Annotated in this window: 21 protein-coding genes and 4 pseudogenes; 21 read left to right on the forward strand and 4 right to left on the reverse strand. The window is 43.8% G+C overall.

Annotated elements, in window-relative coordinates; all coding sequences use genetic code 11:
* The first annotated feature begins 83 nt into the window (after positions 1-83).
* The 13 genes and pseudogenes from JCM19039_RS02925 to hfq all read left to right on the forward strand — a co-directional run bounded on the left by JCM19039_RS02925 (position 84) and on the right by hfq (position 13,432).
* Positions 84-877, forward strand: a pseudogene (locus tag JCM19039_RS02925) (TIGR00282 family metallophosphoesterase).
* A gap of 90 nt (positions 878-967) precedes the next feature.
* Positions 968-1,228, forward strand: a complete 261-nt coding sequence (locus JCM19039_RS02930) for a stage V sporulation protein S (protein WP_042396783.1) — start codon at positions 968-970, stop codon at positions 1,226-1,228.
* Between the two features lie 104 nt (positions 1,229-1,332).
* On the forward strand, positions 1,333-2,979 hold the full coding sequence (locus JCM19039_RS02935) for an ABC-ATPase domain-containing protein (RefSeq protein ID WP_152550058.1): 1,647 nt from the start codon (positions 1,333-1,335) through the stop codon (positions 2,977-2,979).
* Positions 2,980-3,173: 194 nt separating this feature from the next.
* Positions 3,174-4,787 carry a tRNA (N6-isopentenyl adenosine(37)-C2)-methylthiotransferase MiaB gene (miaB, locus tag JCM19039_RS02940; RefSeq protein ID WP_042423722.1) on the forward strand — a complete coding sequence of 538 codons (1,614 nt, stop codon included), beginning with the start codon at positions 3,174-3,176 and terminating at the stop codon, positions 4,785-4,787.
* Between the two features lie 29 nt (positions 4,788-4,816).
* Positions 4,817-5,163: pseudogene (locus JCM19039_RS02945) on the forward strand (RicAFT regulatory complex protein RicA family protein).
* 198 nt (positions 5,164-5,361) lie between these two features.
* Complete coding sequence (locus tag JCM19039_RS02950; RefSeq protein ID WP_042423724.1) at positions 5,362-5,868, forward strand: DNA starvation/stationary phase protection protein; 507 nt, start codon at positions 5,362-5,364, stop codon at positions 5,866-5,868.
* Between the two features lie 130 nt (positions 5,869-5,998).
* Positions 5,999-6,670, forward strand: coding sequence for an outer spore coat protein CotE (gene cotE, locus JCM19039_RS02955; protein WP_307190137.1), 672 nt, complete (start codon positions 5,999-6,001; stop codon positions 6,668-6,670).
* Positions 6,671-6,770: 100 nt separating this feature from the next.
* The gene (mutS, locus tag JCM19039_RS02960) at positions 6,771-9,338 is read left to right on the forward strand and encodes a DNA mismatch repair protein MutS (RefSeq protein WP_042423726.1); all 2,568 of its coding nucleotides are present in this window, start codon (positions 6,771-6,773) and stop codon (positions 9,336-9,338) included.
* 2 nt (positions 9,339-9,340) lie between these two features.
* Positions 9,341-11,173 carry a DNA mismatch repair endonuclease MutL gene (mutL, locus tag JCM19039_RS02965; protein ID WP_042423729.1) on the forward strand — a complete coding sequence of 611 codons (1,833 nt, stop codon included), beginning with the start codon at positions 9,341-9,343 and terminating at the stop codon, positions 11,171-11,173.
* 263 nt (positions 11,174-11,436) lie between these two features.
* On the forward strand, positions 11,437-12,030 hold the full coding sequence (locus tag JCM19039_RS02970; RefSeq protein WP_081834288.1) for a class I SAM-dependent methyltransferase: 594 nt from the start codon (positions 11,437-11,439) through the stop codon (positions 12,028-12,030).
* Positions 11,985-12,206, forward strand: a complete 222-nt coding sequence (locus tag JCM19039_RS23565; RefSeq protein WP_152550059.1) for a hypothetical protein — start codon at positions 11,985-11,987, stop codon at positions 12,204-12,206. The genes JCM19039_RS02970 and JCM19039_RS23565 overlap by 46 nt, the downstream gene beginning before the upstream one ends.
* Positions 12,207-12,221: 15 nt before the next feature.
* Positions 12,222-13,166: a tRNA (adenosine(37)-N6)-dimethylallyltransferase MiaA gene (gene miaA / locus JCM19039_RS02975; RefSeq protein WP_042423732.1), complete on the forward strand. Its 945-nt coding sequence runs from the start codon at positions 12,222-12,224 to the stop codon at positions 13,164-13,166.
* Positions 13,167-13,195: 29 nt separating this feature from the next.
* Entirely contained in the window at positions 13,196-13,432 is a 237-nt protein-coding gene (gene hfq, locus JCM19039_RS02980) for an RNA chaperone Hfq (RefSeq protein ID WP_042396961.1), read from the forward strand.
* A gap of 133 nt (positions 13,433-13,565) precedes the next feature.
* Here the strand turns inward: hfq and JCM19039_RS02985 are convergent, their stop codons facing one another.
* On the reverse strand, positions 13,566-14,534 hold the full coding sequence (locus JCM19039_RS02985) for a site-specific integrase (protein WP_042423735.1): 969 nt from the start codon (positions 14,532-14,534) through the stop codon (positions 13,566-13,568).
* A 102-nt stretch (positions 14,535-14,636) separates the two neighbouring features.
* Between JCM19039_RS02985 and JCM19039_RS02990 the strand changes: the two genes are divergently transcribed.
* The 5 genes and pseudogenes from JCM19039_RS02990 (at position 14,637) to glnA (ending at position 19,990) form a co-directional block, all read left to right on the forward strand.
* Complete coding sequence (locus JCM19039_RS02990) at positions 14,637-15,539, forward strand: AAA family ATPase (RefSeq protein ID WP_373974962.1); 903 nt, start codon at positions 14,637-14,639, stop codon at positions 15,537-15,539.
* A 13-nt stretch (positions 15,540-15,552) separates the two neighbouring features.
* Positions 15,553-16,787, forward strand: a pseudogene (gene hflX, locus JCM19039_RS27705) (GTPase HflX).
* A 9-nt stretch (positions 16,788-16,796) separates the two neighbouring features.
* Positions 16,797-18,050, forward strand: a complete 1,254-nt coding sequence (locus JCM19039_RS03000; RefSeq protein WP_042423739.1) for a methionine gamma-lyase family protein — start codon at positions 16,797-16,799, stop codon at positions 18,048-18,050.
* Between the two features lie 120 nt (positions 18,051-18,170).
* Entirely contained in the window at positions 18,171-18,554 is a 384-nt protein-coding gene (locus JCM19039_RS03005; RefSeq protein ID WP_152550060.1) for a MerR family transcriptional regulator, read from the forward strand.
* 88 nt (positions 18,555-18,642) lie between these two features.
* A pseudogene (glnA, locus tag JCM19039_RS03010) lies at positions 18,643-19,990 on the forward strand (type I glutamate--ammonia ligase).
* Between the two features lie 522 nt (positions 19,991-20,512).
* On the opposite strand, the gene JCM19039_RS03015 reads toward glnA, so the two are convergent.
* The 3 genes from JCM19039_RS03015 to lexA all read right to left on the reverse strand — a co-directional run bounded on the left by JCM19039_RS03015 (position 20,513) and on the right by lexA (position 23,052).
* Positions 20,513-21,025 (reverse strand): hypothetical protein, encoded by a 513-nt coding sequence (locus JCM19039_RS03015; RefSeq protein ID WP_042423742.1) that lies wholly within the window; start codon positions 21,023-21,025, stop codon positions 20,513-20,515.
* A gap of 406 nt (positions 21,026-21,431) precedes the next feature.
* Positions 21,432-22,097: an SOS response-associated peptidase gene (locus tag JCM19039_RS03020; protein WP_042423745.1), complete on the reverse strand. Its 666-nt coding sequence runs from the start codon at positions 22,095-22,097 to the stop codon at positions 21,432-21,434.
* A 307-nt stretch (positions 22,098-22,404) separates the two neighbouring features.
* Positions 22,405-23,052: a transcriptional repressor LexA gene (gene lexA / locus JCM19039_RS03025; RefSeq protein ID WP_042423748.1), complete on the reverse strand. Its 648-nt coding sequence runs from the start codon at positions 23,050-23,052 to the stop codon at positions 22,405-22,407.
* A gap of 148 nt (positions 23,053-23,200) precedes the next feature.
* Between lexA and JCM19039_RS24155 the strand changes: the two genes are divergently transcribed.
* The 3 genes from JCM19039_RS24155 to tkt all read left to right on the forward strand — a co-directional run bounded on the left by JCM19039_RS24155 (position 23,201) and on the right by tkt (position 25,886).
* Entirely contained in the window at positions 23,201-23,371 is a 171-nt protein-coding gene (locus tag JCM19039_RS24155; RefSeq protein ID WP_193744128.1) for a hypothetical protein, read from the forward strand.
* A gap of 151 nt (positions 23,372-23,522) precedes the next feature.
* Positions 23,523-23,747, forward strand: coding sequence for a DUF896 domain-containing protein (locus JCM19039_RS03030; RefSeq protein ID WP_042423751.1), 225 nt, complete (start codon positions 23,523-23,525; stop codon positions 23,745-23,747).
* A gap of 150 nt (positions 23,748-23,897) precedes the next feature.
* Positions 23,898-25,886 carry a transketolase gene (gene tkt / locus JCM19039_RS03035; protein WP_304413206.1) on the forward strand — a complete coding sequence of 663 codons (1,989 nt, stop codon included), beginning with the start codon at positions 23,898-23,900 and terminating at the stop codon, positions 25,884-25,886.
* The last annotated feature ends 150 nt before the right edge of the window (positions 25,887-26,036 follow it).

Here is a 26,036-nt window from a genome sequence, read left to right on the forward strand (position 1 = left end):
TAAAAGCGATGATAGTTTTATGAACTCCCTGAAGGTATATAATGACTATCGCATGAATTCGAAGATGAGGCGAGGGAAACAGCATGCGAATCTTATTTATTGGAGATGTCGTCGGTCGACCAGGCAGAAGCATGGTACAAGACTATTTACCGAAACTACAGAAGAAGTATAGACCATCGCTTACGATTGTTAATGGTGAAAATGCGGCTAGTGGCAAAGGCATTACAGAGAAGATTTACAAAAGCTTTTTAGAAGCAGGAGCACAAGTCGTTACACTTGGCAATCATGCTTGGGCAAGAAGAGAGATATTCTCATTTATTGATGATGCACCAAAGCTCATTCGTCCGATCAATTACCCGTTAGGCACACCTGGTAAGGGAATAGTGAGTGTGAATATAAATGGACAAGAAGTTGTCGTTATTAATGCGATGGGTCGTACATTTTTAGCTGATATTGACTGCCCGTTTCGGGCTGTTGAAGAAGCGGTGGAAGAGGCAAAGAAAAGAACCCCGTTTGTATTTGTAGATTTTCATGCTGAAGTCACAAGTGAGAAACAAGCAATGGCTGGTTTTTAGATGGGAAAGCAAGTGCTGTCATTGGAACACACACTCATGTTTCAACAGCCGATGACCGAATTCTACCGGGTGGAACGGCTTACCAATCAGATGTAGGGATGACCGGACCGTATGACGGAATACTCGGGGTTGAACGTGAGGCTGTATTGGACAAGTTTTTGACAGCGATGCCAGTGAAGTTCGAAGTGGCAGAAGGTAGAACCCAATTAAATGGGATTTGCATTGACCTCGATGACCAAACGGGCAAGGCACGTTCCCTGCAAAGAATTATGATTAATGATGATCACCCTTTTTATGAATAACCGTAAATTATCACGTTAAAGGCATAGGAAGGCAACTGCTGAATATTATGGGGGTAACGGTGCCATTTAAAAGCGATAGGAGGACAACACATGGAAGTTTTAAAAGTCTCAGCGAAATCTGTTCCGAATTCTGTAGCCGGTGCCCTAGCAGGAGTCATACGAGAGCGAGGTGCGGCAGAGATTCAAGCCATTGGCGCTGGCGCACTCAATCAATCGGTTAAAGCGGTTGCCATTGCTAGAGGATTTGTAGCGCCGAGTGGCATTGATTTAATCTGCATTCCAGCCTTTACCGATATTGAGATTGATGGTGAGGAACGCACGGCGATTAAATTGATCATTGAACCAAGATAAGTGATTGCTAGCAAAGGTAACGATAAAAAACCTAGTGTACGCACACTAGGTTTTTATCCATGTGCCAAACTTTATAATAAAACCGTAAGACAAGGAGAATTCTTATGAAGCAGTTAACCTCGATTTTACATCGCATTGATCATAAAGGATACAAAGCATACCATGACATTAAAGGTGCGCACACGTTTGGGAAGTATACGCTACACATTGATCATGTCCAAGCCGATCCGTATGCGTCCCCGTCTCGAATACGCGTATGTGCACCGGTAGAAAAGCTATCGTTTACTAAAGACATGTACACCGATCATTGGCGGTATGTAGGAATCACGGATTATTTGGCAAGAGTGGTAAACCAAATGATCCAGAAACACCAAGCAAACAAAGGCATTTACATTGACGCTCCTTCTCAAGAAATATTGGAGAGAAGTGCGGTCGTTATTCATAATGGTCAACTGGAGGTGCGTCTATCTGTTCAGTTACCGGCAAGGGGGCGCTCTATTCTTGCAAAAGAAGCGATTCAACGGCTAACCGTACAACTCCCAAAAATTGTGCAATCAGCCGTTGACCATATGGACATGGGTCAATTACACGAGCACTTGCGTCTTTGTGATGATCAGCATGCTTTGCGCCAATTTGTAGCCAAAGAGGATGGCCTTGTGTTTATTTGTGATGGTGCGATTTTGCCACGATCGAGTGGCATAAGTAAACAGCCACTTCAAAGTGATCACACAAAACGTTTTACGAGCCCAAAAGAACTGGAAGTTTACGCAAACCTACCCCATGCGGGCAACGTTCGCGGAATGTTGATTAAACGAGGTGTAACGGTCATTGTTGGAGGTGGTTATCACGGCAAAAGCACGTTGCTTGAAGCGATTGAACAAGGGGTGTACAACCATATTGCTGGAGATGGGAGAGAGTACATTGCTACCGACGACACAGCGATGAAAATTCGAGCCGAGGATGGAAGAAGTGTGAATGGCGTTGATATTGGCATGTTCATCAGTAATTTACCAAATGATAAAAGCACTCGTTCGTTTTCAACAACAAATGCAAGCGGGAGTACGTCACAAGCGACAAATATTATAGAGGCTCGAGAAGTTGGCACAAAGCTTTTGCTCATTGATGAAGATACGAGCGCAACGAATTTCATGATTCGTGACCAACGCATGCAGCAACTCGTAGCGAAAGAGAAGGAGCCAATTACGCCATTTATTGATCGGGTTCGATATTTATATGAAGAAGAAGGCATCTCAACGATTGTCGTTGTAGGAGGAAGTGGCGATTATTTAGAAGTGGCAGACACGGTCATTATGCTTGATGAATACGAAGTCACCGACGTCACCGATCGTGCGAAACAAATTGCAAGCGAAGGAACGACGAGGCAGGCGGTTATCCACAATGATATGACTCGTTCAACGAAAAAGCGGATGCCGAAAAAAGCAGGTTGGAATGCACAAAAAGGCAAGAAAGAAAAAGTAGGAGCCAAAGGTAAAGATACAATTCTTTTTGGGTGTGAAGCGATTGATTTGTCGAATGTCGAGCAAATCGTCGACGATAGTCAAACTCGTGCGATCGCAGAGATATTGCGGATGCTCACGAAGCATCATATGGACGGGAACACGTCCATTAATGAGCTGTTAGCGCGTTACGAACAAGCAACAACAGCTGGTATTGAACAAGTATCTTCGTATTATGGTCAACACCCAGGGGACTTGGCTCGACCGCGAAAGATGGAAATTGCCGCTGCCTAAATCGGCACCGAGGGTTGCAACTGAATCATTCTTGAAATCTGTGACTAAGAGGTGAACATCTACGAGTAAAAGACTTGAGGTTGTTTTCCTCACGGTGAACCATTATAATTTGAACTGGTAAGTTCTGCAGTTAATGGATTTGCAGCAACATCCGTTTATATATGAGATTTTTGGTATACAGAAAGGGGATGGCTATGAGCGATCACAAACGCCGTCAAAAGGAGACCAACCCTGATAATACAGAAGAAAATGGGAAGTCTTTAGACCAAAAGGACTTCGGGAAATACTTTGATTTCTCGAATGCTGTTTTCGAAGAGAATGATGAAGGAAAAAACGTCATGAAAATTGGCGGGAGAAGTATCGTCGTTAATGAACCACCGAATTACCGACAAGGCCAACGTAGACGAAGAAAAGAAGTCGAATTTCATTATGACTTTTCGGTTCCAGAGCAAATGAAACAAATTGGCCAAGGCAAGCGCTATTATATCCGAACGTACGGATGTCAGATGAACGTTCATGATACCGAAAACATGGCCGGCATTTTAGAAGAACTAGGGTTTACGAGTACAGATGAAACCGCAGATGCCGATGTGATCTTGTTGAACACGTGCGCCATTCGTGAGAACGCCGAGAATAAAGTGTTTGGCGAGATCGGTCACTTAAAGAATTTGAAACTGGAGAAACCAGAAGTTGTGCTCGGAATCTGTGGATGCATGTCTCAAGAAGAAACGGTCGTCAACAAGATCTTGCAAAAGCATCAACATGTGGATCTGATTTTCGGGACACACAACATTCACCGATTACCAGAGCTCTTGCATGATGCCATCCTCGGTAAAGAAATGGTCGTTGAGGTGTGGTCAAAAGAAGGCGATGTTGTTGAGAACATGCCGCGTAAACGTGCAGGGAAAACACAAGCTTGGGTCAACATTATGTATGGGTGTGACAAGTTCTGTACATATTGCATCGTTCCTTATACGAGAGGGAAAGAGCGAAGCAGAAAACCTGAAGATATTATTCATGAAGTGAGAGATTTGGCAAGACAAGGATACAAAGAGATTACGCTTCTCGGACAAAATGTGAATGCGTACGGAAAAGATCTTGAAAACCCGAGCTCTCTTGGAAAACTGATGGATATGATTCGACAAGTGGATATTCCACGTGTTCGATTTACGACGAGCCACCCAAGAGACTTTGACGACGAGCTGATCGAAGTCTTGGCAAAAGGAGACAACTTGTTAGAACACATTCATCTCCCTGTCCAACACGGAAATAACGAGATTCTAAAGCTTATGGGAAGAAAGTATACGAGAGAACAATACATCGACCTTGCTAACCGAATTAAAAAAGCGATGCCGCATGCCACATTCACGACCGACCTGATCGTTGGCTTCCCGAATGAAACCGATGAGCAGTTTGAAGATATGCTCACATTGGTCGAAGAGATGAGATATGACAGTGCGTTTACGTACATTTATTCTCCTCGAGAGGGTACCCCTGCGGCTCGGATGGAAGATAATGTTCCGATGAGCGTGAAGAAAGAACGATTACAAAGACTGAACGAACTTGTAAACAGATTGTCTGCAGAGAGTAATGCCAATATGCAAGGACAAACGGTTGAAGTTCTTATTGAGGGCGAGAGTAAAAAAAATCCAGACGTACTTTCTGGTCGAACGCGTACAAACAAACGTGTAAACGTACGAACGTCAAAAGATAAAATTGGACAGCTAATCTATGCAAAAATCACAAACGTAAAAACGTGGTCATTAGATGGTGAACTGGTCGAATACAGCGAGGTGCAGAACGCATGACAGAAGGATTGTATACAAAAGAAGAGATTATGGCAAAAGCGAAGCAGTTGGCGAATGAACTTACCCAAACAGAAGAGGTTGACTTTTTCATTCGTGCTGAAGCGCAAATTAACCAAAACACGAAGATTCAAGGGCTCATCGATGAAGTGAAAGCAAAACAAAAAGAACTTGTAAACTTGAAGCACTATAAAAAAACAGAGGCCATTAAGAAAACAGAGGCTGAAATTGAAGATCTTCACAAAAAATTGATGACATTCCGATTGTCCAAGAATTTAAGCGCAGCCAAACAGAAGTAAACGAAGTGTTGCAACTCGTATCCAGTACGATTTCAGATACGGTAACAGCGCACATTACAAGCTCTAAAGATAAAGAGTAATCGTCAATCAAAACACCCGCGAGGATGATCGCGGGTGTTTTTCTATAAATAGGGGCATATTTTATTTGAGAAACGGGTAGATAATAATTAGACGCCATGAAAACACAATAATGGTTGTCAAATTATAATTGTTATTATATAATAATTATAATCAATAATTAGTTGGATACACATCACTACTTATAGGAGGCGTTTTACATGGTTAAACGACAAGCAGAAATTAAAGGCACAAGCGCTAGAGCAATGGAGAAAGAATTAAACGAGCAACTCGCCAACCTTCATGTTTTCTATATCAAGCTTCATAACTATCACTGGTATATTAAAGGGAAGCATTTCTTCTCTTTGCATGAGAAATTCGAAGAGATGTATGACAAAACGAAAACACACATTGATGAGTATGCTGAGCAAATGCTAACTGTAAGAGTACAGCCGCTCGCAACGATGAAAGATTTCCTTGCTGCTTCAACGCTTGACGAAGCGACAGGTAATGAAGGCGAATTGGATATGGTGAATAGCATTTCCCTTGACCTTCAGAAGATGAGTAATGAATTGTATGAGATTATGGAACAACTTGAAGATAAAAAAGCATTGTCCCTTGCTGATGCGATTCAAGAAATTGCAAGAGACTTCCAAAAAGATGATTGGATGTTAAGAGCGTATTTAGACAAGAATAATTGGATTGGGTTTTGCATAGGTAAGAGATGAGGAGATCAGCTCCTCATCTCTTTTTTTCGGGAGAAACAATTTATGGGCATGAACGTACATTTAGGTCATACATATGAATAAGAAGAGGCATGCAAGCGCCGGAATGCCGAAAATAAGGGAGGAACGTGACGTGTCTGAACATTACAGAGAAATTATTACGAAAGCCGTTTGCGGTAAAGGAAGAAAATTCTCCAAAACGATGCACACCATTTGTCCGCAGCACAATCCTACGAGTATACTAGGGTGCTGGGTTATTAATCATCGTTATGATGCAGAGCGTAAAGGGGACAGTGTAGAAATTAAAGGTTCCTATGATATTAACGTTTGGTATTCTTATGAGAAAAACACGAAAACCGATGTGGCAACAGAACGGGTATCTTACCATGAACACGTGCCATTAAAGATGAGACCCGATGAACTCATGACCGATGAGTTGGACGTCATTGCAAGAGCAACGAAGCAACCGCAAACGATTGAGGCATTAATCGCGAAAAACGAAAAAGATGTGAATGTTGAAGTTGAGAAAGAGTTCGCTGCTGAAGTTGTTGGGGAGACAAAAGTGAGCATTCTCGTTTATCCAGACAAAGAAGATGCCCATTATGAAGACGTAAAGTGGAGCGAACAAGTGAGTGACCAAGAGCTAAAAGATCAGATTGACCCGAAATTTCTTGATCGCCGACCTCCAAGAGAATTTGGCAATAGAAAGCGTGAACGACAAGATGATCGACGCGACTACGATCATAAAGAGAAAGAAGATCATCGTAAACATGAAGAAGAAAAAGAAAGCTATAAGAAAGATTAACCAGGGGGTTTGCTCCTGGTTTTTCTATTGAATTCGTTCATCATCAAAACGTGAATATGCTATAATTTGTTCTAGTTCGTTAAATAGTGGGGGAAACAAAGTGTCTAAACAAACACCGATGATGCAGCAATATTTTCGAATCAAAGAAGAACATGAAGATGCGTTTTTGTTCTTTCGTCTTGGTGATTTTTATGAGCTGTTTTATGATGATGCCGTACTTGCAGCGCGTGTACTTGAAATTACTTTAACGAAAAGAGGAAAGGGAGACGACGCAGCACCGATGTGTGGTGTTCCTTACCATTCAGCAGAAAGTTACATTACTCGCCTCGTAGAGCAAGGCTATAAAATTGCCATTTGTGAACAAACGGAAGACCCAGCGACAGCAAAAGGGGTCGTCAAACGTGACGTCGTGCGTGTCATTACGCCTGGTACGGTCATGGAAGGAAAAGCGATTCAAGCCGAGGAAAATCAATATATACTCTCGCTTTCAATCGGTATCGCACAGATGGGTTATGCGCGTACTGATTTGTCGACAGGAGAAACTGAGGTCGGTGTGACGGACCGCGGCGATCACGAAATGCATCGGTTATTACATATGGATGGTCTTAAAGAGATTGTGGTTGATGAAGCAGCAGGGTCACTCCTCCCAGTTGTTGGGATGACAATGTCTATAGAAATGAAAGAAGAAATCCCATCTCATATGGACCATCTCTATGATGGAAATGAACCGCTCATACGCAAGGCTTTTGGCCGACTGCTCAATTATTTAACACACACACAAAAGCGGTCGTTACAACATATGCAACCCGCTGTTACTCACATCCATCAGCAACACATGCAAATGGACGTGCATACGAGAAAGAATTTAGAAATTATCGCTTCGTTGCGTGAACGAACGAAAAGTGGGTCGTTATATGGATTGCTAGATTTTACAAAAACAGCAATGGGGAGTCGAAGGTTACGGAAATGGATTGAACAACCGTTATATAACCAATCGCAAATCGAGGCAAGAATTCAAATGGTCTCGGTATTTTTGGACAACCCCATTGAACGCCGCACATTACAAGAGGCGCTTCAGCACGTGTATGATTTGGAACGTCTCGCCGGAAAAGTCGCTTACGGCAATGTGAATGCAAGAGAGCTCGTGCAATTACGAAAGTCTTTGCAACAAGTGCCCGGTATCCGCGCGCTACTTACAGAGCTTGGAGACGCTGCAAACGAATATGGCAAAAACATCGAAGAGTGTGCACCGTTAGAAGTGCTGTTACGAGAAGCGTTTGTTGATGAACCACCGATCTCAATTAAAGAAGCCGGGATGATTCGCGCTGGGTACAATGAGCAGCTCGACACTTACCGAGAAGCGACAGAGAATGGGAAGACGTGGCTTTCTGATCTGGAGAAGACAGAGCGTGAGCGAACGGGAATTAAGACGCTAAAAGTCGGGTATAATCGCGTGTTTGGCTTTTATCTAGAAGTGTCAAAAGGAAGTGCGCACCTCGTACCTGAACAGTATGAGCGGAGACAGACGTTAACAAACGCGGAACGATTTGCAACCAATGAGCTTAAAGCGATGGAAAGTAAGATTTTAAATGCAGAAGATCAGATGGAAACGTTGGAGTATGAACTTTTTCTGCAAATTCGAGAAGAAGTCCAAACGTTTATTCCGAACATCCAGCAAGCCGCAAAGATGATTAGCGAGATCGATGTATTGCAAAGCTTTTCAGTCGCAAGTGAAGAGAAACGTTTCACTAAACCTCTGTTTTCAGAATCCGGGGAACTTCGGCTCGAACGGAGTCGCCACCCCGTCGTTGAAGAGACGATCCCAGTCGGTGACTACGTACCGAACGATATTCACTTAGATGGGGAGCGGGATATGCTGCTCATTACAGGGCCAAATATGGCGGGTAAAAGTACGTACATGCGCCAAGTGGCGATGATTAGTGTAATGGCACAAATTGGCTGTTATGTTCCTGCTGACCTTGCGGTATTGCCGTTATTTGACCGGATTTTTACCCGCATTGGGGCAGCGGATGATTTGGCTAGCGGTCAGAGCACATTCATGGTTGAAATGGTGGAAACAGAATATGCATTGCAACAAGCTTCTGCAAACAGTTTGGTGTTGCTCGACGAAATCGGTCGGGGAACGTCAACGTATGATGGAATGGCGCTCGCACAAGCAATCATAGAATACATTCATGAGAAGAACCGATGCAAAACACTATTTTCAACGCACTACCATGAATTGACGATTCTTGAAGAACAACTTGGAAGGCTAAAAAATGTTCATGTTCGTGCGGAGGAAGAAGACGGAAACGTTATTTTCTTGCATAAAGTTGAAGATGGAAAAGCAGATCGAAGTTATGGGATTCACGTAGCCAAGCTTGCCAACTTGCCCAATCAAGTCATTGACCGTGCCGAACATTTGTTGCAAGAATTGGAACAAACCGAACTCAAGCCAACGCCTGAATCAAAGGTTCATGAACAGCTCGTCTTGTTCGAAGAAACGGAGCCGGAGTCAACAAAAAAGCAAGACAAGGCAGATCAGCGAAGCAAAAGTGAGATCGAACAAGAGGTGCAACACCTTGATGTATTGCACTTATCGCCAATACAGGCACTGGAAAAAATTTATGAGTGGCAACGAAAAATCAATGATTCAGAAAGGGGATGACAATGGCTCAGATCATACAGTTGGATGATCACTTATCAAACAAAATTGCTGCAGGGGAAGTGGTCGAACGCCCCGCTTCGGTCGTAAAAGAGCTGTTGGAAAACGCACTAGATGCGGGCAGTACAGAAATCGATATTGGAATTACCGAAGGAGGGCTTGCCTCCATTTCCATTATTGATAACGGCTCAGGAATTCGAAGCGGCGAAGCTGAACTCGCCTTTTTACGGCATGCCACGAGTAAAATTGCCCGTGAATCAGATCTGAATCGAATACGCACGCTAGGGTTTAGAGGGGAGGCGTTGCCAAGTATTGCATCGGTCGCGAAAGTGACGATGGAAACGGCCGTCTCTGGTGAAGCTGGTATTGAACTTCGCTATCAAGGTGGGCGTCTCATTGGAAAGAATACGACAAAAGCAAGGCAAGGCACACGCATCGTTGTGGACGAGCTTTTTTTCAATACACCTGCTAGGCTTAAGCATATGAAGACCGTCAACACGGAACTTGGAAGAGTAAGCGATGTGATCAACCGGGCGGCGCTTTCCCGGCCAGATGTGTCGATTCGGTTTAAGCACAATGACAAGCAACTTCTATTCACGAATGGGAATGGCAATTTGCAGTCGGTCATTTTTCAAGTGTACGGCAAGCAAGTGGCTGAACAGATGCTCCCGGTCTCCCATGAATCGTTAGACTATACCATCTCAGGGTTTATCGGTCGGCCGGAGTTGAATCGAGCGAGCAGGCATTACATGAGCACATTTATTAACGGCCGTTATATTCGTCACTTTCCAATCGTGAAAGCGTTGGAGTCAGCGTATCATACACTCTTACCTTTGCACCGCTATCCGGTTGTGCTACTTTCAATTACGATGGACCCAACTTTAGTCGATGTAAATGTGCACCCGTCCAAATGGGATGTGCGATTAAGCAAAGAAGATGAATTGCTTCAAGAGGTGGAGAGTACGATTGCCGCTCAGCTCAAAAAAGAAACGTTCATCCCGACCGCAGCGCCTTCGAAACGCGCAACAGCACCGGTTTCTGTCGCTCAGGAGCTGCCACTTTCTTATGAACGTGCTGCAGAGCCAACACGTAAGGAAATTGGAGAGAAACGTGAAGAGAATGAACCGCTTGTTGTGAAAGAAGAGCCCGCACCTGCTCGTATAGAACGAAAACGAGAGCTGGAGGCAGAAGAGACGACGTCTGTTCGTTCGATAGAGGATGAACTCCCTAAAGAAGAGACGGAGCAAAAAGAGAGAATCCCTGTTCTTTATCCGATTGGTCAGCTTCATGGTACGTATATTCTTGCTCAAAATGATCACGGTTTGTATATGATTGACCAGCATGCCGCACAAGAACGTATCTATTATGAAGAATTTCACGAGAAACTTCATGAAAAGCAGCGAGACGAACAAGAGTTGCTCGTCCCGTTTACGATGGACTTTACGTCGGAAGAGTTTATGCAAATGGAGCAAGTGCAAGACGAATTTGCTGCGTTTGGCTTGAGGATGGAACCGTTCGGTACGAATACGTACCGTGTGACGGCGCACCCGGTATGGTTCCCGAAAGGGCATGAAGAAGAGACGATTCGGGAACTCGCTGCCCAGTCATTACAATTAAAAAAGCCTGACACTGTCCAAATTCGAGAAGAAGCCGCAATTCTTATGTCATGTAAACAAGCTATCAAAGCGAATCGGCATTTGCGAACAGATGAAATCTTTCATCTGTTAGAACGATTACGGTCGTGCAACCAGCCGTTTACGTGTCCGCATGGCAGGAATATTTTTGTTCATATATCTACGTATGAATTGGAGAAAATGTTTAAGAGAGTGATGAATTAAGCAAACGGTACGTAATGCAAGCTCGTCTTAGATATGGTACAATAACGACTATAGTAGACGATACAACTAGAGATAAAGGGGTAGAGAGAACGATGACACCAATGGATCTTGTAGCCATCCTCGGCATCACATTTGCAGCTGTGCTCGTTGCCACTGTCATGGCATACGTTTTGTACAAGTTTTCGGAGAAACACTAATACAATGAACCAGGTGCAGCCAAGTTAAAGGCGCACCTCTTTTATTTTGGTGAGGAGCATACGCCGATGATTACGACAAGTCGTAAGCCTACACAGGAAATGGTCGCTCGTGCCGAGCAAATTGCCGCCGATTTTGAGCTGCCTTACCATCGGCGAAACAAGCAGACAATTACAGAATTTCATGCGCATCACCCGCACGTATATATGGTAGGAAAAGCCGGTAGAGACGTGGTATATTCGAGAGCGAAAGAACCGTTCTTTTTCCATCCGAGCATGGCAACATTACGTATCCAACGACTGCAAAATGGAGAAGGCGATCCGTTAGTGATCGCCTCAAGATTGATGCCAGGAGATTCGTTTTTGGATGTGACATTAGGGCTTGGTAGTGACAGTATTGTTGCGAGTTTTTATGCGGGAACGAATGGACAAGTCATTGGTGTTGAAAAGCAACCGATGATTGCGAGCGTCGTCCAAGAAGGGTTAAAAAATTGGAGCGATGATCAACATGCTGCATTGGTTGAAGCGATGAGAAGAGTTCAAGTCGTCTGTGTTGACCAACGACAATATTTACAGAAACAAGCCGATAATAGTTTTGATGTGATCTATATGGACCGATGTTTAAACAGTCCGTACAACAATCTGTACATTTGCAGCCTCTAAAAGAGATTGCATGTTATGATGCATTATCCAAAGAAACCGTGCAAGAGGCGTTGCGCGTCGCTAAGAAAGCGGTTGTACTTAAAGCGGAATCACAAAGCTCCCTGTTTGACGAGTTTGGCTTTAAGCGGTTAGATCGAAGGCGGGGCACGGTGACGTACGGCACAATTGATTTATGAGAAAGGAGCAGCAGTGTGAAGCGATTACCATTAGTCGTCATCGTCGGACCGACAGCCGTCGGTAAGACGGCGCTCAGTATTGAAATTGCGAAAGCATTTCATGGTGAAGTCATCAACGGTGACGCATTCCAAGTGTACAAGCGGCTTGATATTGGAACAGCAAAACCAACAGTCAATGAGCGACAAGGCGTTCCCCATCACCTTCTCAATTACATAGCTCCCGATGAATCGTTCAGTGCCGCCGAGTTTCAACGACAAGCCAAAAAAGCCATTCATGGCGTTCGAGAAGCAGGTCATCTACCTATTTTAGTCGGTGGTACCGGGATGTATGTGAAAAGCGTCACGTCTGATTGGCAATTTGAGGACCAACCAGCGAATCTGGCATGGCGGGAAAAGATGGAACAGCATGCCAATCAACCGGGTGGAAAAGAAGAGTTGCACGAGGCATTGCGGCAACAGGACAAGGCGGCAGCGGAACGCATCCATCAAAACAACACGCGCAAGGTCATTCGTGCTTTGGAATTGATTCAAAGAGGTAAGGCTGCTCCTGTTCCTCTCTCACAAACGAATCCCACGCTTCTTTACGACGTCATTATCATTGGTTTGGAGATGGAGCGAAGTAAGTTGTATAGCCGTATAGAACAACGAGTAGACCGGATGATTGATCAAGGGTTGGTTCAAGAGGTGGAACGTCTCTACGAAGAAGGGTATGCACATACTCAAGCAATGAAGGCAATTGGTTACAAAGAACTCGTTGCCTATTTTGAAGGCGAATACTCATTCGAACAAGCGGTAGATCGAATTAAAATTCATTCTCGACAATTTGCGAAACGTCAGCTCACTTGGTTTAAAAATAAAGAGACGGTCACATGGTTCGACATGGGTGCTGAACCGAAGTCAGAGGATTTTCAAGGAATTGTTAAATTTCTTGAAGGAATCGTGCAAGACGTGTCGAAATGAACAGAAGACATGAATTGGGGGGACCTGTATTGAAAAACGTCAATATTCAAGATCAATTCTTAAATACGTTGCGAAAAGAGAATATCGCAATTACTGTATTTTTGACGAATGGCTTTCAAATTCGTGGGTATTTGAAAGCATTTGACAACTTCACGATCATCATTGATACCGACGGCAAACAACAGTTGGTGTACAAGCACGCCATTTCAACGTTTGCTCCGCAGCGGAACGTCCAACTACAATTAGATCCGAATCAAGGAGAATAAAGAAAATCCCGTCTCTTTTAAAAGAGGCGGGATTTTCTTTTTCAAATGAGTAAAGAAGAATGTGCCAATCTACAGATTGCCACATTGTTAGGAGATCACACGAAAAAATTGTGAGCTTCAGTATGATTAAATGCTACGATTCATCCATTAAGGCCAGTTGCTCATAGCGTTGAAGAACGAGTGGGGAGTGCAAACCAAGTTTTTGTTGGAGGCTTGAGAGGGACTCATCATTTTCAAGGGAACGAACAATGAATGTATGTCGCATGTGCTGTGCGCTTCGCCCAAGAGGGAGCCCTGCTCGTTTTAGTTCCTCTCGAATCATTTTTTGCATCGCCACGATCGTGAGTCTTTTAGGCATATCTTCTTCATATGACCAGCGATACGTTTGCCGTTGGTAGTCGAAACTGATAAATAGCGGGTGTTCATTTCCGAGTATCGGCTGAACTGGCGTTGGAATCACGTCGAGATAATCACGGAGGTACGTGCGGTCGGCTTGTGAAAGTGAAATGGTGCGCGGAAGCACCTCGCCGTCTAACGGTTTGACGTGTAAGCGACCGGGCCGTTGCCAGTCATCGATTTGTAAACCGTACAATTCTTGCAATCGCAAACCGTAAAACAAGAGAAGTCGGATCATAATGAGGTTTCGTGGAGCTAGAAGCGGCCGGGATTTCTGCTGAGTTTCTGAGAGACCATTGTCTGAATGAATAGAACGGAGCAATTGATCCACTTCGCGATGACTAAATAAATCCTCTTCTGAAATTTCATCATCATCGCCCTCTGGAAGTGTAATTTCTTCGACGGGATTGATCGACTGCAAACGCATCTCACATAAATACGCGCCATAACGGAGCAATACCGTATGAATACGTTTGTACGTTTTGTATTTATAGTTACGCTTCCCGATAATTTCAGTAAAGAACTTCGAAAGAGATTCATATGTGGGCAATTGTTCATCAGGTTGAACATGTTCATGAACATAAGAGTAATAATCTAATAAGTCATACCGATATCGCTTGATCGTAGACGTCTTTCTGCCTTTTGCGGCTAAAGCGTCTAAGTACTTGTTTGCAGGTTTAGGTAATGAACAGTCGTTTGGGTGCAAATTCCTTCTCCTTTCGATACAATAATGTAGGCAACGCGGTTTTTGCACATCTTTCCCTTTGCTTGCGTACACTATAGCAAATGCCCGTGATTGTTCGGAGGGATAACAATGATCAGCAGTCAGCAGGGAAGATCTCGCATCCGCGTACGTTTAAAAGAGAAAGAGAAACGAGAAACAGCAACGTTAGAAACCGATCACCACTATCTGCTGCAAAAAGCAGAAAAAGAATTGGAAAAACTGATTGGCGTCGAGAACGTCAAAACAATGGTTCGTGAAATTTATGCTTGGATTCATATTAACCGTTGTCGGGAGAAACATCAATTGAAGACCGTTGAACAGTCGATGCACATGATTTTTAAAGGAAGTCCTGGCACGGGTAAAACGACAGCTGCCCGTCTTCTCGGTCGGTTGTTTAAAGACCTCGGCTTCTTACAAAAAGGCCATTTTATTGAAGCAGAGCGAGCAGATCTTGTTGGGGAATATATTGGTCAGACGGCACAAAAGACTCGTGAGCTCGTGCAAAAAGCGTCAGGTGGAATTCTCTTTATTGACGAGGCGTATGCACTGGCACGAGGTGGGGAAAAAGACTTTGGAAAAGAAGCAGTCGATACGCTTGTGAAAGCGATGGAAGACCATAAACAGTCGTTTATTCTCATTCTTGCAGGGTATTCAAGAGAAATGGATGCTTTTTTGGATTTAAATCCTGGTTTGCCATCTCGGTTTCCATTACAACTTGAGTTTCCGGACTTCTCAGTACAACAGCTCATGCGAATTGCTGAGCATTTACTCGTGGAGCGAGAATACATTTGGACAGAACGTGCGAAAACGAAATTTGAGCAAACGTTACAGCAACGTAAATCCTCAGTTAGAGAGCCGTTTAGTAACGGACGATACATTCGAAACACGATTGAGCAGGCGATTCGCCAGCATGCGGTTCGAACGATGCGCGAGCATAATGAACATGACGTAGATGCATTAAAAACCTTATCTGATCGTGATTTTTAGGAGGTAGCCATTTTTGGAAAGAGTTATTGTTGTTGCAGTCATCAATGAAAAAAAAGACGAGGCTTTGCAATATAGAAGTGTAGAAGAATTGAAAAGTCTTGTGACGACAGCCCACGGCACAGTTGTGCATACGAGTTTACAAAACCGTAGAACTGCAGATGTGTCTCGTTATGTCGGTTCTGGTAAAGTTGATGAACTATCAGAACTCGCTTCGGAGCTAGATGTAGACTTGATCGTCATTAACGATGAACTCTCCCCGAGGCAAGGACAATCGCTAGCAGAATCGACCGGTGTTGCGGTCATTGACCGCACCCAGTTGATTCTTGATATTTTCGCCGAACGCGCACGAACCCGAGAAGGAAAAATTCAGGTAGAACTTGCGCAGTTGACGTACTTGTTGCCGCGTCTAAGAGGTCAAGGGTTATCGCTATCTAGGCTAGGCGGCGGCATTGGAACCCGGGTCCTGGTGAAACAAAACTAGAAACCGACCGTCGTCACATTCACCGGCGAATGGATGAGTTAAAGCGGGACCTCGTTCGCGTGCAAAAACACCGAAATGTGCGTAAGCATCAAAAACAACAAGGTGAGCGTCTGCACATTACGCTCGTAGGTTATACAAATGCAGGAAAAACGACGCTTTTGAATGCACTAACGGATGAACATGCATTCGCCGAGGATCTGTTATTTGCTACACTTGATCCACTCACTCGTAGACTGCGATTGCCATCAGGCTTAGAAGTACAAGTGAGTGATACGGTTGGTTTTATTCGGGACTTGCCTACTACACTTATTGCGAGCTTTCGATCCACTCTCGAAGAGGTTACAGAAGCCGATTTGCTCGTTCACGTTGTGGACGCTTCAAGCGAGCATGCAGATGATGAAGTGAAAACCGTTGAGGCGCTGCTTCAAGACCTTGGCGCAAGTGGTATTGAAACGATTACAGTACTGAATAAACAAGATGAGCATCACTCGAACAGGGAAACGTTGGTGTCAGGCAATGCCCCGCGAATCGAGGTAAGTGCCAAAACCGGCAGAAATATGACAGAGCTTTTGCATTTATTGGAGAAGCAAATCATCTCTTTTATGGAACCGTACGAACAAGTGGTTCCTGCTGGAGATGGGAAGCAATTGTCTCGGTTAAAAAGTACAACGATTGTTCAAAAGGAAGATTTTGATGAACAAACGGAGAGTTATTTCGTGAAGGGTTATGCGCGCTCACAAAATTGCTACGTGAACAAAGACAACTAAAGGAGACAAATGAGAATGACAGATCAAATTGAGACGTGGGAGCAAGAAATCAATATTGACCTCTCTGACATCTATACACAAATTGACCAAACGAGTGAACGAAATGTAGCGAAAGTTTTGGATGCCTTTCAAGAGGCGGGTATTTCAAAGCATCACCTCGTAGGTTCGGACGGTTATGGGTATGACGATGAGGGGAGAGAAAAGCTAGAGCAAGTGTATGCCCGGATCTTTGGGATGGAAAGCGCGCTCGTACGTCCGCATTTCGTGTCGGGAACACATGCCATTAGTGCAGCTTTATTTGGGAACATGAGGCCAGGGGAACAATTAGTGTATGCTAGCGGCGATCCCTATGAAACGATGCAATCGGTTTTAGGTTTGACAGGCGACGAGGTTGGGAATTTCAAAGAGTATAACATGGACACGCACGTCGTTCCCCTCAAAAAAGGGCGCATTGATCTTTCCCTTGTATCTGCTGCAATTTCTGAAAAAACGAGCTGGGTAGTGATTCAACGTTCCTCGGGTTATGATTCCCGCCCATCCATTACTGTGGACGAGCTTGGTGCGTACATTTCGCACATTAAAACCCATCACCCACACGTGAATGTCTTCGTGGACAATTGCTACGGAGAGTTTGTAGAAACCGAAGAACCAGGGGATGTTGGAGCGGATTTGATTGCAGGTTCCCTCATTAAGAACCCAGGTGGGGGCATTGCCAAAACCGGTGGTTACATCGCTGGAAAAACTCGATTCGTCGAACGGGCAGCCTCTCGTTTAAGTGCGCCTGGAATTGGAATTGAAGCTGGGGCAACCGGTCCGTTTTTACATGACGCCTTTTTAGGTGTATTCATGGCGTCAACTGTCGTCGCCGACGCCGTAAAAGGAGCACATTTTACAGCCGCTATGTTAGAGAAGGCGGGCTTTCATACGACACCTAGCTCAATGACAAAGCGAACGGACTTAATCCAAGCGGTTCACTTTGGGGAAGAGCGCGCAATGGTAAGCTTCTGCCAGAGCATTCAGCAGAATTCACCGGTAGATGCCCGCGCATTACCGGTCCCAGGTCCGCTTCCAGGATATGATGGCAACGTCATTATGGCTGCTGGAACATTTGTGCAAGGGGCAAGTATTGAACTAAGTGCGGATGGACCTGTGACAGAGCCTTACACCGCTTATGTTCAAGGGGGACTCTCGTTCGCTCACGTAAAGATTGCGGTGAAACGGGCACTTGCAACGATGTTGCATCACTCATGTCAAAAAAGTTAACATAAATTGATTAAAAAAGTTGACATGAAATTTTGTATCTCTTAAACTAAGTAATATATTCATAGATACAACGTAATATTTTCATGGATCACACGTGCTGATCTTGAAAGGAGCAAACAATTGGAGCAAAGTGAACGACTGCACATGCCTTTGTTCTCGATTCGTATCGTGAAGGAATTAACAGGCCTTACGCCAAGACAAATTCGCTATTATGAAACACACGGGTTTGTAAGACCCGCAAGGACGGATGGCAACCAGCGGCTTTTCTCTTTTGCGGATGTCGATGTTCTCCTTGATATCAAGCAGCTCACTGATCGCGGCGTGAACATGGCAGGCATTAAGGAAATGATGAAAGAACAAGAAGCAGAGCGCGAGAAAGAAGTGCGTGAGCGTGAAGAACTAAAAAAGCTTCGTGAACGGTTGAAGCGAGAAGCAGTGAATCATCCAAACGAAACGAAAGCAAGCATGATTCAAGGACAGCTGTCTCACTTTTTTAGATCATAATCCGGTATTACCTTCTCCACATAGACTTTGTGGGGAAGTCACATACATTGCTTTTTGAATTATTAAACGAAAAGGGGAATGACGAAACATGGCAAAGTATACGCGAGAAGATATTGCGCGACTGGCAAAAGAAGAAAACGTAAAGTTTATTCGACTGCAATTTACTGACCTTCAAGGGACGATTAAAAACGTTGAAATCCCGGTTGATCAGCTTGAGAAAGCGTTAGATAATGAAATGATGTTTGACGGTTCATCAATTGAAGGATTTGTTCGTATTGAAGAGTCAGATATGTACTTATATCCGGACCTTGATACTTGGGTCATTTTCCCTTGGACGCCGGAAAAAGGCAAAGTTGCTCGTCTCATTTGTGACATCTATGAGCAGGTGCACCAGGCGAAGAACCAAAGCCGTTTGAAGGCGACCCGCGTGGCATTCTAAAGCGTGTACTCAAACAGGCAGAAGAGCTCGGTTTTACCGACTTTAACATTGGACCTGAACCAGAATTTTCCTCTTCAAAAACGATGAAAAAGGCGAGCCGACGATGGAGTTGAATGACAAAGGCGGATACTTTGACCTTGCTCCGACAGACTTAGGTGAAAACTGCCGCCGTGACATCGTACTTGAACTCATGGACATGGACTTCGAAATTGAAGCGTCTCACCATGAGGTAGCACCAGGACAACATGAAATTGATTTCAAATATGCCGATGCGATCACTACGTGTGACAACATCCAAACGTTCAAACTAGCTGTAAAAACGATTGCTAGAAAGCATGGATTGCATGCGACATTTATGCCAAAACCACTATTTGGTGTAAACGGCTCGGGGATGCATTGTAACATGTCTTTATTCAAAGGAAAGACGAATGCTTTTTACGATGAGAGCACGCCTTCCCAATTGAGTGAAACAGCGATGCATTTCTTAGCTGGGATTCTCGATCACGCCAAAGCGTTCACAGCAATTACAAACCCAATTGTGAACTCTTACAAGCGTCTCGTTCCAGGCTATGAAGCGCCGGTATACATCGCTTGGTCATTACGTAACCGTAGTCCACTTGTGCGAATTCCTTCTTCTAGAAAAGCAAGTACAAGAATTGAAGTGAGAAGCCCAGACCCATCTGCCAACCCATATTTGGCAATGGCTGCACTGCTCGCTGCTGGTCTTGATGGTGTCAAAAGAAAGCTTCAAGCACCAGAAGAAACAGACCGCAACATCTATGTAATGGATGAGCAAGAACTTAAAGACGAAGGCATTGAAGCCCTTCCTGGTAGCTTAAAAGGAGCGCTTGAAGAGCTAAAAGCCGACAAAGTTCTCGTCGACGCACTTGGCGAGCACGCCATGGAACACTTCGTTGAAGCTAAAGAAATCGAATGGGATATGTTTAGAACCCAAGTTCACCCTTGGGAAAGAGAGCAGTATTTCCAAGCATACTAAAATGAAAAAAGCCTTATCCTTTATGGGATAGGGCTTTTTTATATGTTAGGTCATATTCAAGTTTAGAGGGTGATGTTCTTGATTGACCTAAATATGACCTAATTAAATCGCAAAAAATTTTAATTTAGCAAGTCATCCATATATTGTTCATACTTATTCATATTACTCTTAGCTATCTTCTTGCTGATATGCGAATATACATCTGAGGTTATTTGAATGCTACCGTGACCTAAACGTCCTTGCACATATTTCATATCTGCGCCGGCTTCAAGTTGCAATACCGCATGAGTATGATGTAAGTAATGTAGGGGTATTTGTTCAACATGCAATTTACGAAAGAACACGCTCGGGCGTGGGAGCTTGTCGGTTTGGGAGCTTATTGTTCTTGGCCAAGGATCGAGATAACTAGAAAATCATCATCAAAATATACAAAGGCTTTATATCCGTTAAAATCTTTGTTAACCACGTAGGCATTGTCATTCAAGTTGTTTTCTACAGCTACGGCGTGCTCTTGCATATTAGCTAAAATTTCTGTGAATGCATCATATTCTTGGATTCCACTGGCAAAGCAAGGGTTAAAAAATTTAGGTATGAATGTAAACCCGTTTTATATGTGTACAAAGATATGGATTGCAAACTGTCATCTTCTTTATTTAAATGGAGAGTAAGGCTTGTATCTTCGGTATTGTTTAATTCTATTCGAGAGTACCCCTCATCATTACGGCTTATAGTAGGGTCGTCCACGGTTATTTCTATTTCTTCGTCAAACTCACCATCATATGAACCATCGTAAATATAAATAAATGAATCAACATCTAATGTAAAAGATCTGTAAATATCTTTGTCAAATTCAGACTCTTCAACAAAATCATTAATGTTAATACCGTCATGTTCAATTTCTTCTTCAATACCCTCAATCTCTCCTGCTTCCGCAGTGTCGTTCTTCACATTTGAAGATGACGCAGGTTGAAACAGCCACCATACAAAATAACCCATGCCGAGCATTAAAACTAAACCAAAGTTCCTAGGCTCCATCCTAGAATAGTCCATGCTTTTCTATTCAAATAATCCCCTCCAAAACTACGTAAGACAATTATTCTAATTGTAAAGTATTGGGTATATGATTACCACAATTTTTGGATTAATTATTTTGCCACGGATCTGCCACGAGATCGAATAAAACTAAGGTCGATTGTGAAAATTTTATAAAGAGAAAAACACTATAATAGCATACCTAATTACATTATGGTTGCATGAATAAGCATCATCGTTGTTCCGCACCCAAGTTCACCCTTGGGAAAGAGAGCAGTATTTCCAAGCATACTAAAATGGAAAAAGCCTTATCCTTTAGGGGATAGGGCTTTTTTATATGTCTTGTGGAACATGGTGTATAGTGGCTTGCCCACAATTTTGGAAGAAAAATTACACGTAATGACTTGACCTATAACGAGTTTACTAACTCAGCATCGTTAGATCTTGGATCGTTCACTCGTGGGGATACTTCGTAAGCAATCATGTCTCCGGCAGGATAGGGTTCTAACATTGGGGTTACCGTTTGGGGGTCAATGTTTGTTGGATCTAGCCATCGATCGAAATCAGCAGGGGAGAGAATGACCGGCATGCGCTCATGGATGTCAGCGACCAATTCGTTTGCTTCTGTCGTAATAATAGCGCAGCTCATCACCTGTTCTGTGTCGTTTGACCACGTATCCCAAATGCCTGCGAAAGCGAGCGGTTCACCGTTTTTTAATTGGATGTGAAACGGTTGCTTCTTCCCGTTTTTCGTTTGCCATTCATAAAAGCCAGAGGCAGGAATGATGCATCGCCTCCTTTGGAAAGGTTGACGGAAGATAGGTTTGTCTGTGACGGTCTCTGCTCGGGCATTAATAAGTGGACGGCTAGACTTCTGTTCTTTCGCCCAAGAGGGGACGAGTCCCCACCTAAACGTTTTTAATTGTTGGTACGTACCGTCATGATACACGCAAAAAATCGATTGAGTCGGTGCGATATTATAGCTTGTTGGTAGGGGGTCATTCTGTCCGTACTTGATGTTAAATAGCTTTTCGAGGGTTTCTAATTGCTCAAAGAATGTAAATCGGCCGCACATGAACGATATCTCCCTTCATCTATTCAGATACCGTTATCGTGCCCAAACTGGCAAATGTGCAAACGCTCGGGTACGTGGGAAATTTCCTTGCATACACTAGATGTAAAAGACACTAAAGGGTCCGCGTATGCTTGAGTTTGGATTAATTGTGTCACTTATGATCGCTACACCTGGAATTGGAATGCTTAGTGTGATCGGTGTCGCTCTTTATGTGAAAGAACGGAAAAATAAACAATAATAACATTATGTAAACTTAAAACAAAAAAGAAATAACCTGTGTGTCTACACAGATTATTCCAACAGTTCTTTAATGAATATTTCGTAGTACGCCGGTCACTTTTCCTAACACAGACACATTATCTAAATAGATTGGTTCCATCGTTTCGTTTTCTGGTTGCAAACGAATCTGATTACCTTCCTTGTAAAAGCGCTTTACCGTCGCTTCTTGCTCTTCAGTCATTGCAACAATAATATCGCCGTTATTCGCTGTCTGTTGTTGCCGAACAATGACTTGATCCCCGTCTAAAATCCCGGCATCTATCATACTTTCACCGACAATGGTTAGCATGAAAACCGACTCATTCCCAACAAAAGATTCAGGGAGAGGGACGTATTCTTCAATGTTCTCAACAGCCGTGATCGGTTGACCTGCGGTAACTTTACCGATCACAGGTACGTAAGCGGTTGCCGCTGGCGCATTGCTGTTCTCGGTGTATGAAGAGGCGTCTGTCGTTGCGCCTTCTAATCCTAACACTTCGATTGCGCGAGGTTTTGTAGCGTCACGCCGAATGAATCCTTTTTTCTCTAAGCGTGCTAAATGTCCGTGCACAGTAGAGCTTGAAGCGAGGCCGACAGCTTCACCAATTTCTCGTACGGACGGAGGGTAACCTTTGCTTCGTACATTATCTTTAATATAAGTAAGAATGCGTTCTTGGCGTGCGGATAACTTTGTCATCGTTTCACCTCATTATCTCTTTCCAATCTTAGGAAAAGCATAGCACACAAAACATGTGTTTGCAAACACTCGTTCTGTTTTTCTTGTTGACAAGAACATTTGTTCCGGTTATGATCGTTATACGAACATACGTTTTGGAGGGGATCAGATGGTCAAGTTATCAAAAGCACTTATAAAGAGGAAAACGGTAGAAGAATGGCTCATTATTCTTCTGTTTGGTTTTGCGGTCGCTGTCATGTTGTTTGTAGCGCAAACGTCATTAGCGGCGAGTGAACCTGTCGTTTTGGATCCAGCATTTCTTTCATATAAGGAACACTAATAACTTTGGCCATCTTTTACGTGGGGTCTGAAAAATTGACGAATCGGTTAAAATCTTTAAATTATAAATGTTAGGTTTATTTCTTTTGCTGTTCGGGAATATACATACTAACGTGTGAGAACGACTATAAATAACGAAAGGAGGACCCGTGATGAACTCTAGTAAGAAAATCGACCGTATGAACGAACTTGCCAAGCGGGCAAGGACGATGGGATTAACTCATGACGAAGAGTTCGAACAGCATTCGCTTAGAGATGAGTACTTGAGTAGTCTAAGAACATCTTTTAAGAAGCAATTACAAGCCGTTAAAGTGGTTGATGAGAATGGAAGCGATGTGACTCCTCGTTCATTAAAGAAACGAAGACGTTCTTATTAATAAAATGAATAGCTTAACCCATCAACCTGGACGGTGCATCCAGGTTTTTTCAATGTCATGAACAAACCGTTCTAAAGGTTGTTTTGATGAATAAAACCGTATATCATGGAAAAGAGTAGGTTGAATAGGAATGATGGAGAGGATGAACGAGTGTTGAATACAGTAGAAGAAAAAGCAATTAATACGATTCGTACGTTATCCATTGATAGCATTAACCGAGCCAATTCCGGTCACCCGGGGCTTCCGATGGGTGCAGCACCGATGGCGTTTGCATTATGGACAAGACATTTAAAGCACGAGCCAGATAACCCGACTTGGTGGGATCGTGACCGTTTCGTACTATCAGCCGGACACGGCTCGATGCTTTTATATAGCCTGCTTCATCTTAGTGGATATGACTTGAGCATGGAGGAACTGAAAAACTTTCGCCAATGGGGAAGTAAAACGCCAGGTCACCCTGAATACGGACATACACCAGGTGTGGATGCAACAACAGGACCTCTCGGTCAAGGACTAGCAATGGCTGTAGGTATGGCAATGGCTGAATCCCACTTGAGTGCAGTATACAATACATCCAAACATGAGCTGTTTGACCACTATACGTACGCCCTTTGTGGTGATGGAGATGTGATGGAAGGTGTCGCTTCAGAATCAGCATCCCTTGCTGGTCATCTCGGACTTGGAAAGCTTGTCGTTTTGTATGATTCAAATGACATCTCTTTAGATGGAGATTTGAATCGCTCGTTTTCTGAGGATGTAATGGCACGTTATGATGCATACGGCTGGCACACGATTCTTGTAGAAGATGGCAGCGACGTTGATGCCATTGACCAAGCAATCGCAGATGCGAAAGCCGATCCGCGTCCAAGCTTGATTGAAATTAAGACAGTCATTGGTTTTGGGTCCCCGAACAGAGCAGGCACTAATGAAGCTCACGGGAAAGCTCTCGGAGCTGACGAGACTGTGCTCGTTAAAGAAAGCTATAAATGGGAGCACGATGAGTTCCATGTGCCTGAGGAAGTGGCTTCATTCTTTGCTTCTTTAAAAGAAAACAATAAAAAACAGTTTAGCGATTGGGAAAGTACGTTGGCCGCTTACGAACAAGATGAACCGAAAAAAGCAGAAGAACTTCGCGGCGCGTTTGCAAGAGAATGGTTTAATAAAGAAGCGCTTCTAGATCTTCCTGCTTATGAAGTAGGAAAAGATAAGCTTGCTACACGAAAAGCATCTGGTGAAATGATTAGTGCAATCTCAAAACAAACAGATGCGTTGTTTGGTGGTTCAGCTGATCTTGCTTCTTCTAACAATACGATGATGAATGATCATGACGACTTCACGAAAGACAATCGTACAGGAAGAAATGTATGGTTTGGTGTTCGTGAATTTGCAACAGCTGCAGCAGTGAACGGTATCGCTCTTCACGGTGGCTTACACCCATATGGGGCGACGTTCCTCGTGTTCTCAGACTATATGCGCCCAGCCGTTCGTTTGTCGGCATTGATGAACGTACCTTCGACGTTTGTCTTTACCCATGACAGCGTTGCTGTCGGGGAAGACGGTCCAACTCATGAACCTGTCGAGCAAACCTCATCGCTGCGAATGATTCCAAACTTGAATGTTCTTCGCCCGGCAGATGGTAATGAAACGGCAGCAGCATGGCGAATTGCCCTTGAGTCTAAAGGGACACCAACCGCCCTTGTGTTGACCCGACAAGGGTTGCCAACACTCATTTCTGCAGATCAGGCATATGAGCAAGTGAAGAACGGGGCGTACGTACTCGCTGAAGCGGAGGGTGCGGTAGCTACTCTTCTTGCGACGGGCTCTGAAGTGTCGCTTGCGATGGACGCACAGAAACAATTGAAAGAGCAAGGGACGCACGTACGCGTCGTAAGTATGCCAAGTCAAGAGTTGTTTGAGCAGACTGATCGTTCGTATCAAGAAGACGTACTGCCTGCAAACATTCCGGTTCTTTCAATTGAAGCAGGTACGACTTATGGATGGCAACGATACACAGGTCGTTCCGGAGCGAACATTGGGATTGATACGTTCGGAGCATCTGCACCTGGAGATGTCGTGATGGACGAGTATGGCTTTAATGTAGAAAACGTGATTACCCACGTAAATCGTTTGATTAAGTAAATGTGAAGTGACAAAATAAACCGCCCTTTCAGCTAGGGCGGTTTATTTTATCGTAAATATCGAGGGAGGCGAAGATGTGTAGCGAAGGAATCATTTTGTCGAATTCACTGTGCAAATATTGACAAGATTCTCTTTAGTCTCTTGGTATGA

Source organism: Geomicrobium sp. JCM 19039, from assembly GCF_000698145.1.
In the GTDB taxonomy this organism is placed as follows: domain Bacteria; phylum Bacillota; class Bacilli; order Bacillales; family Marinococcaceae; genus Geomicrobium_A.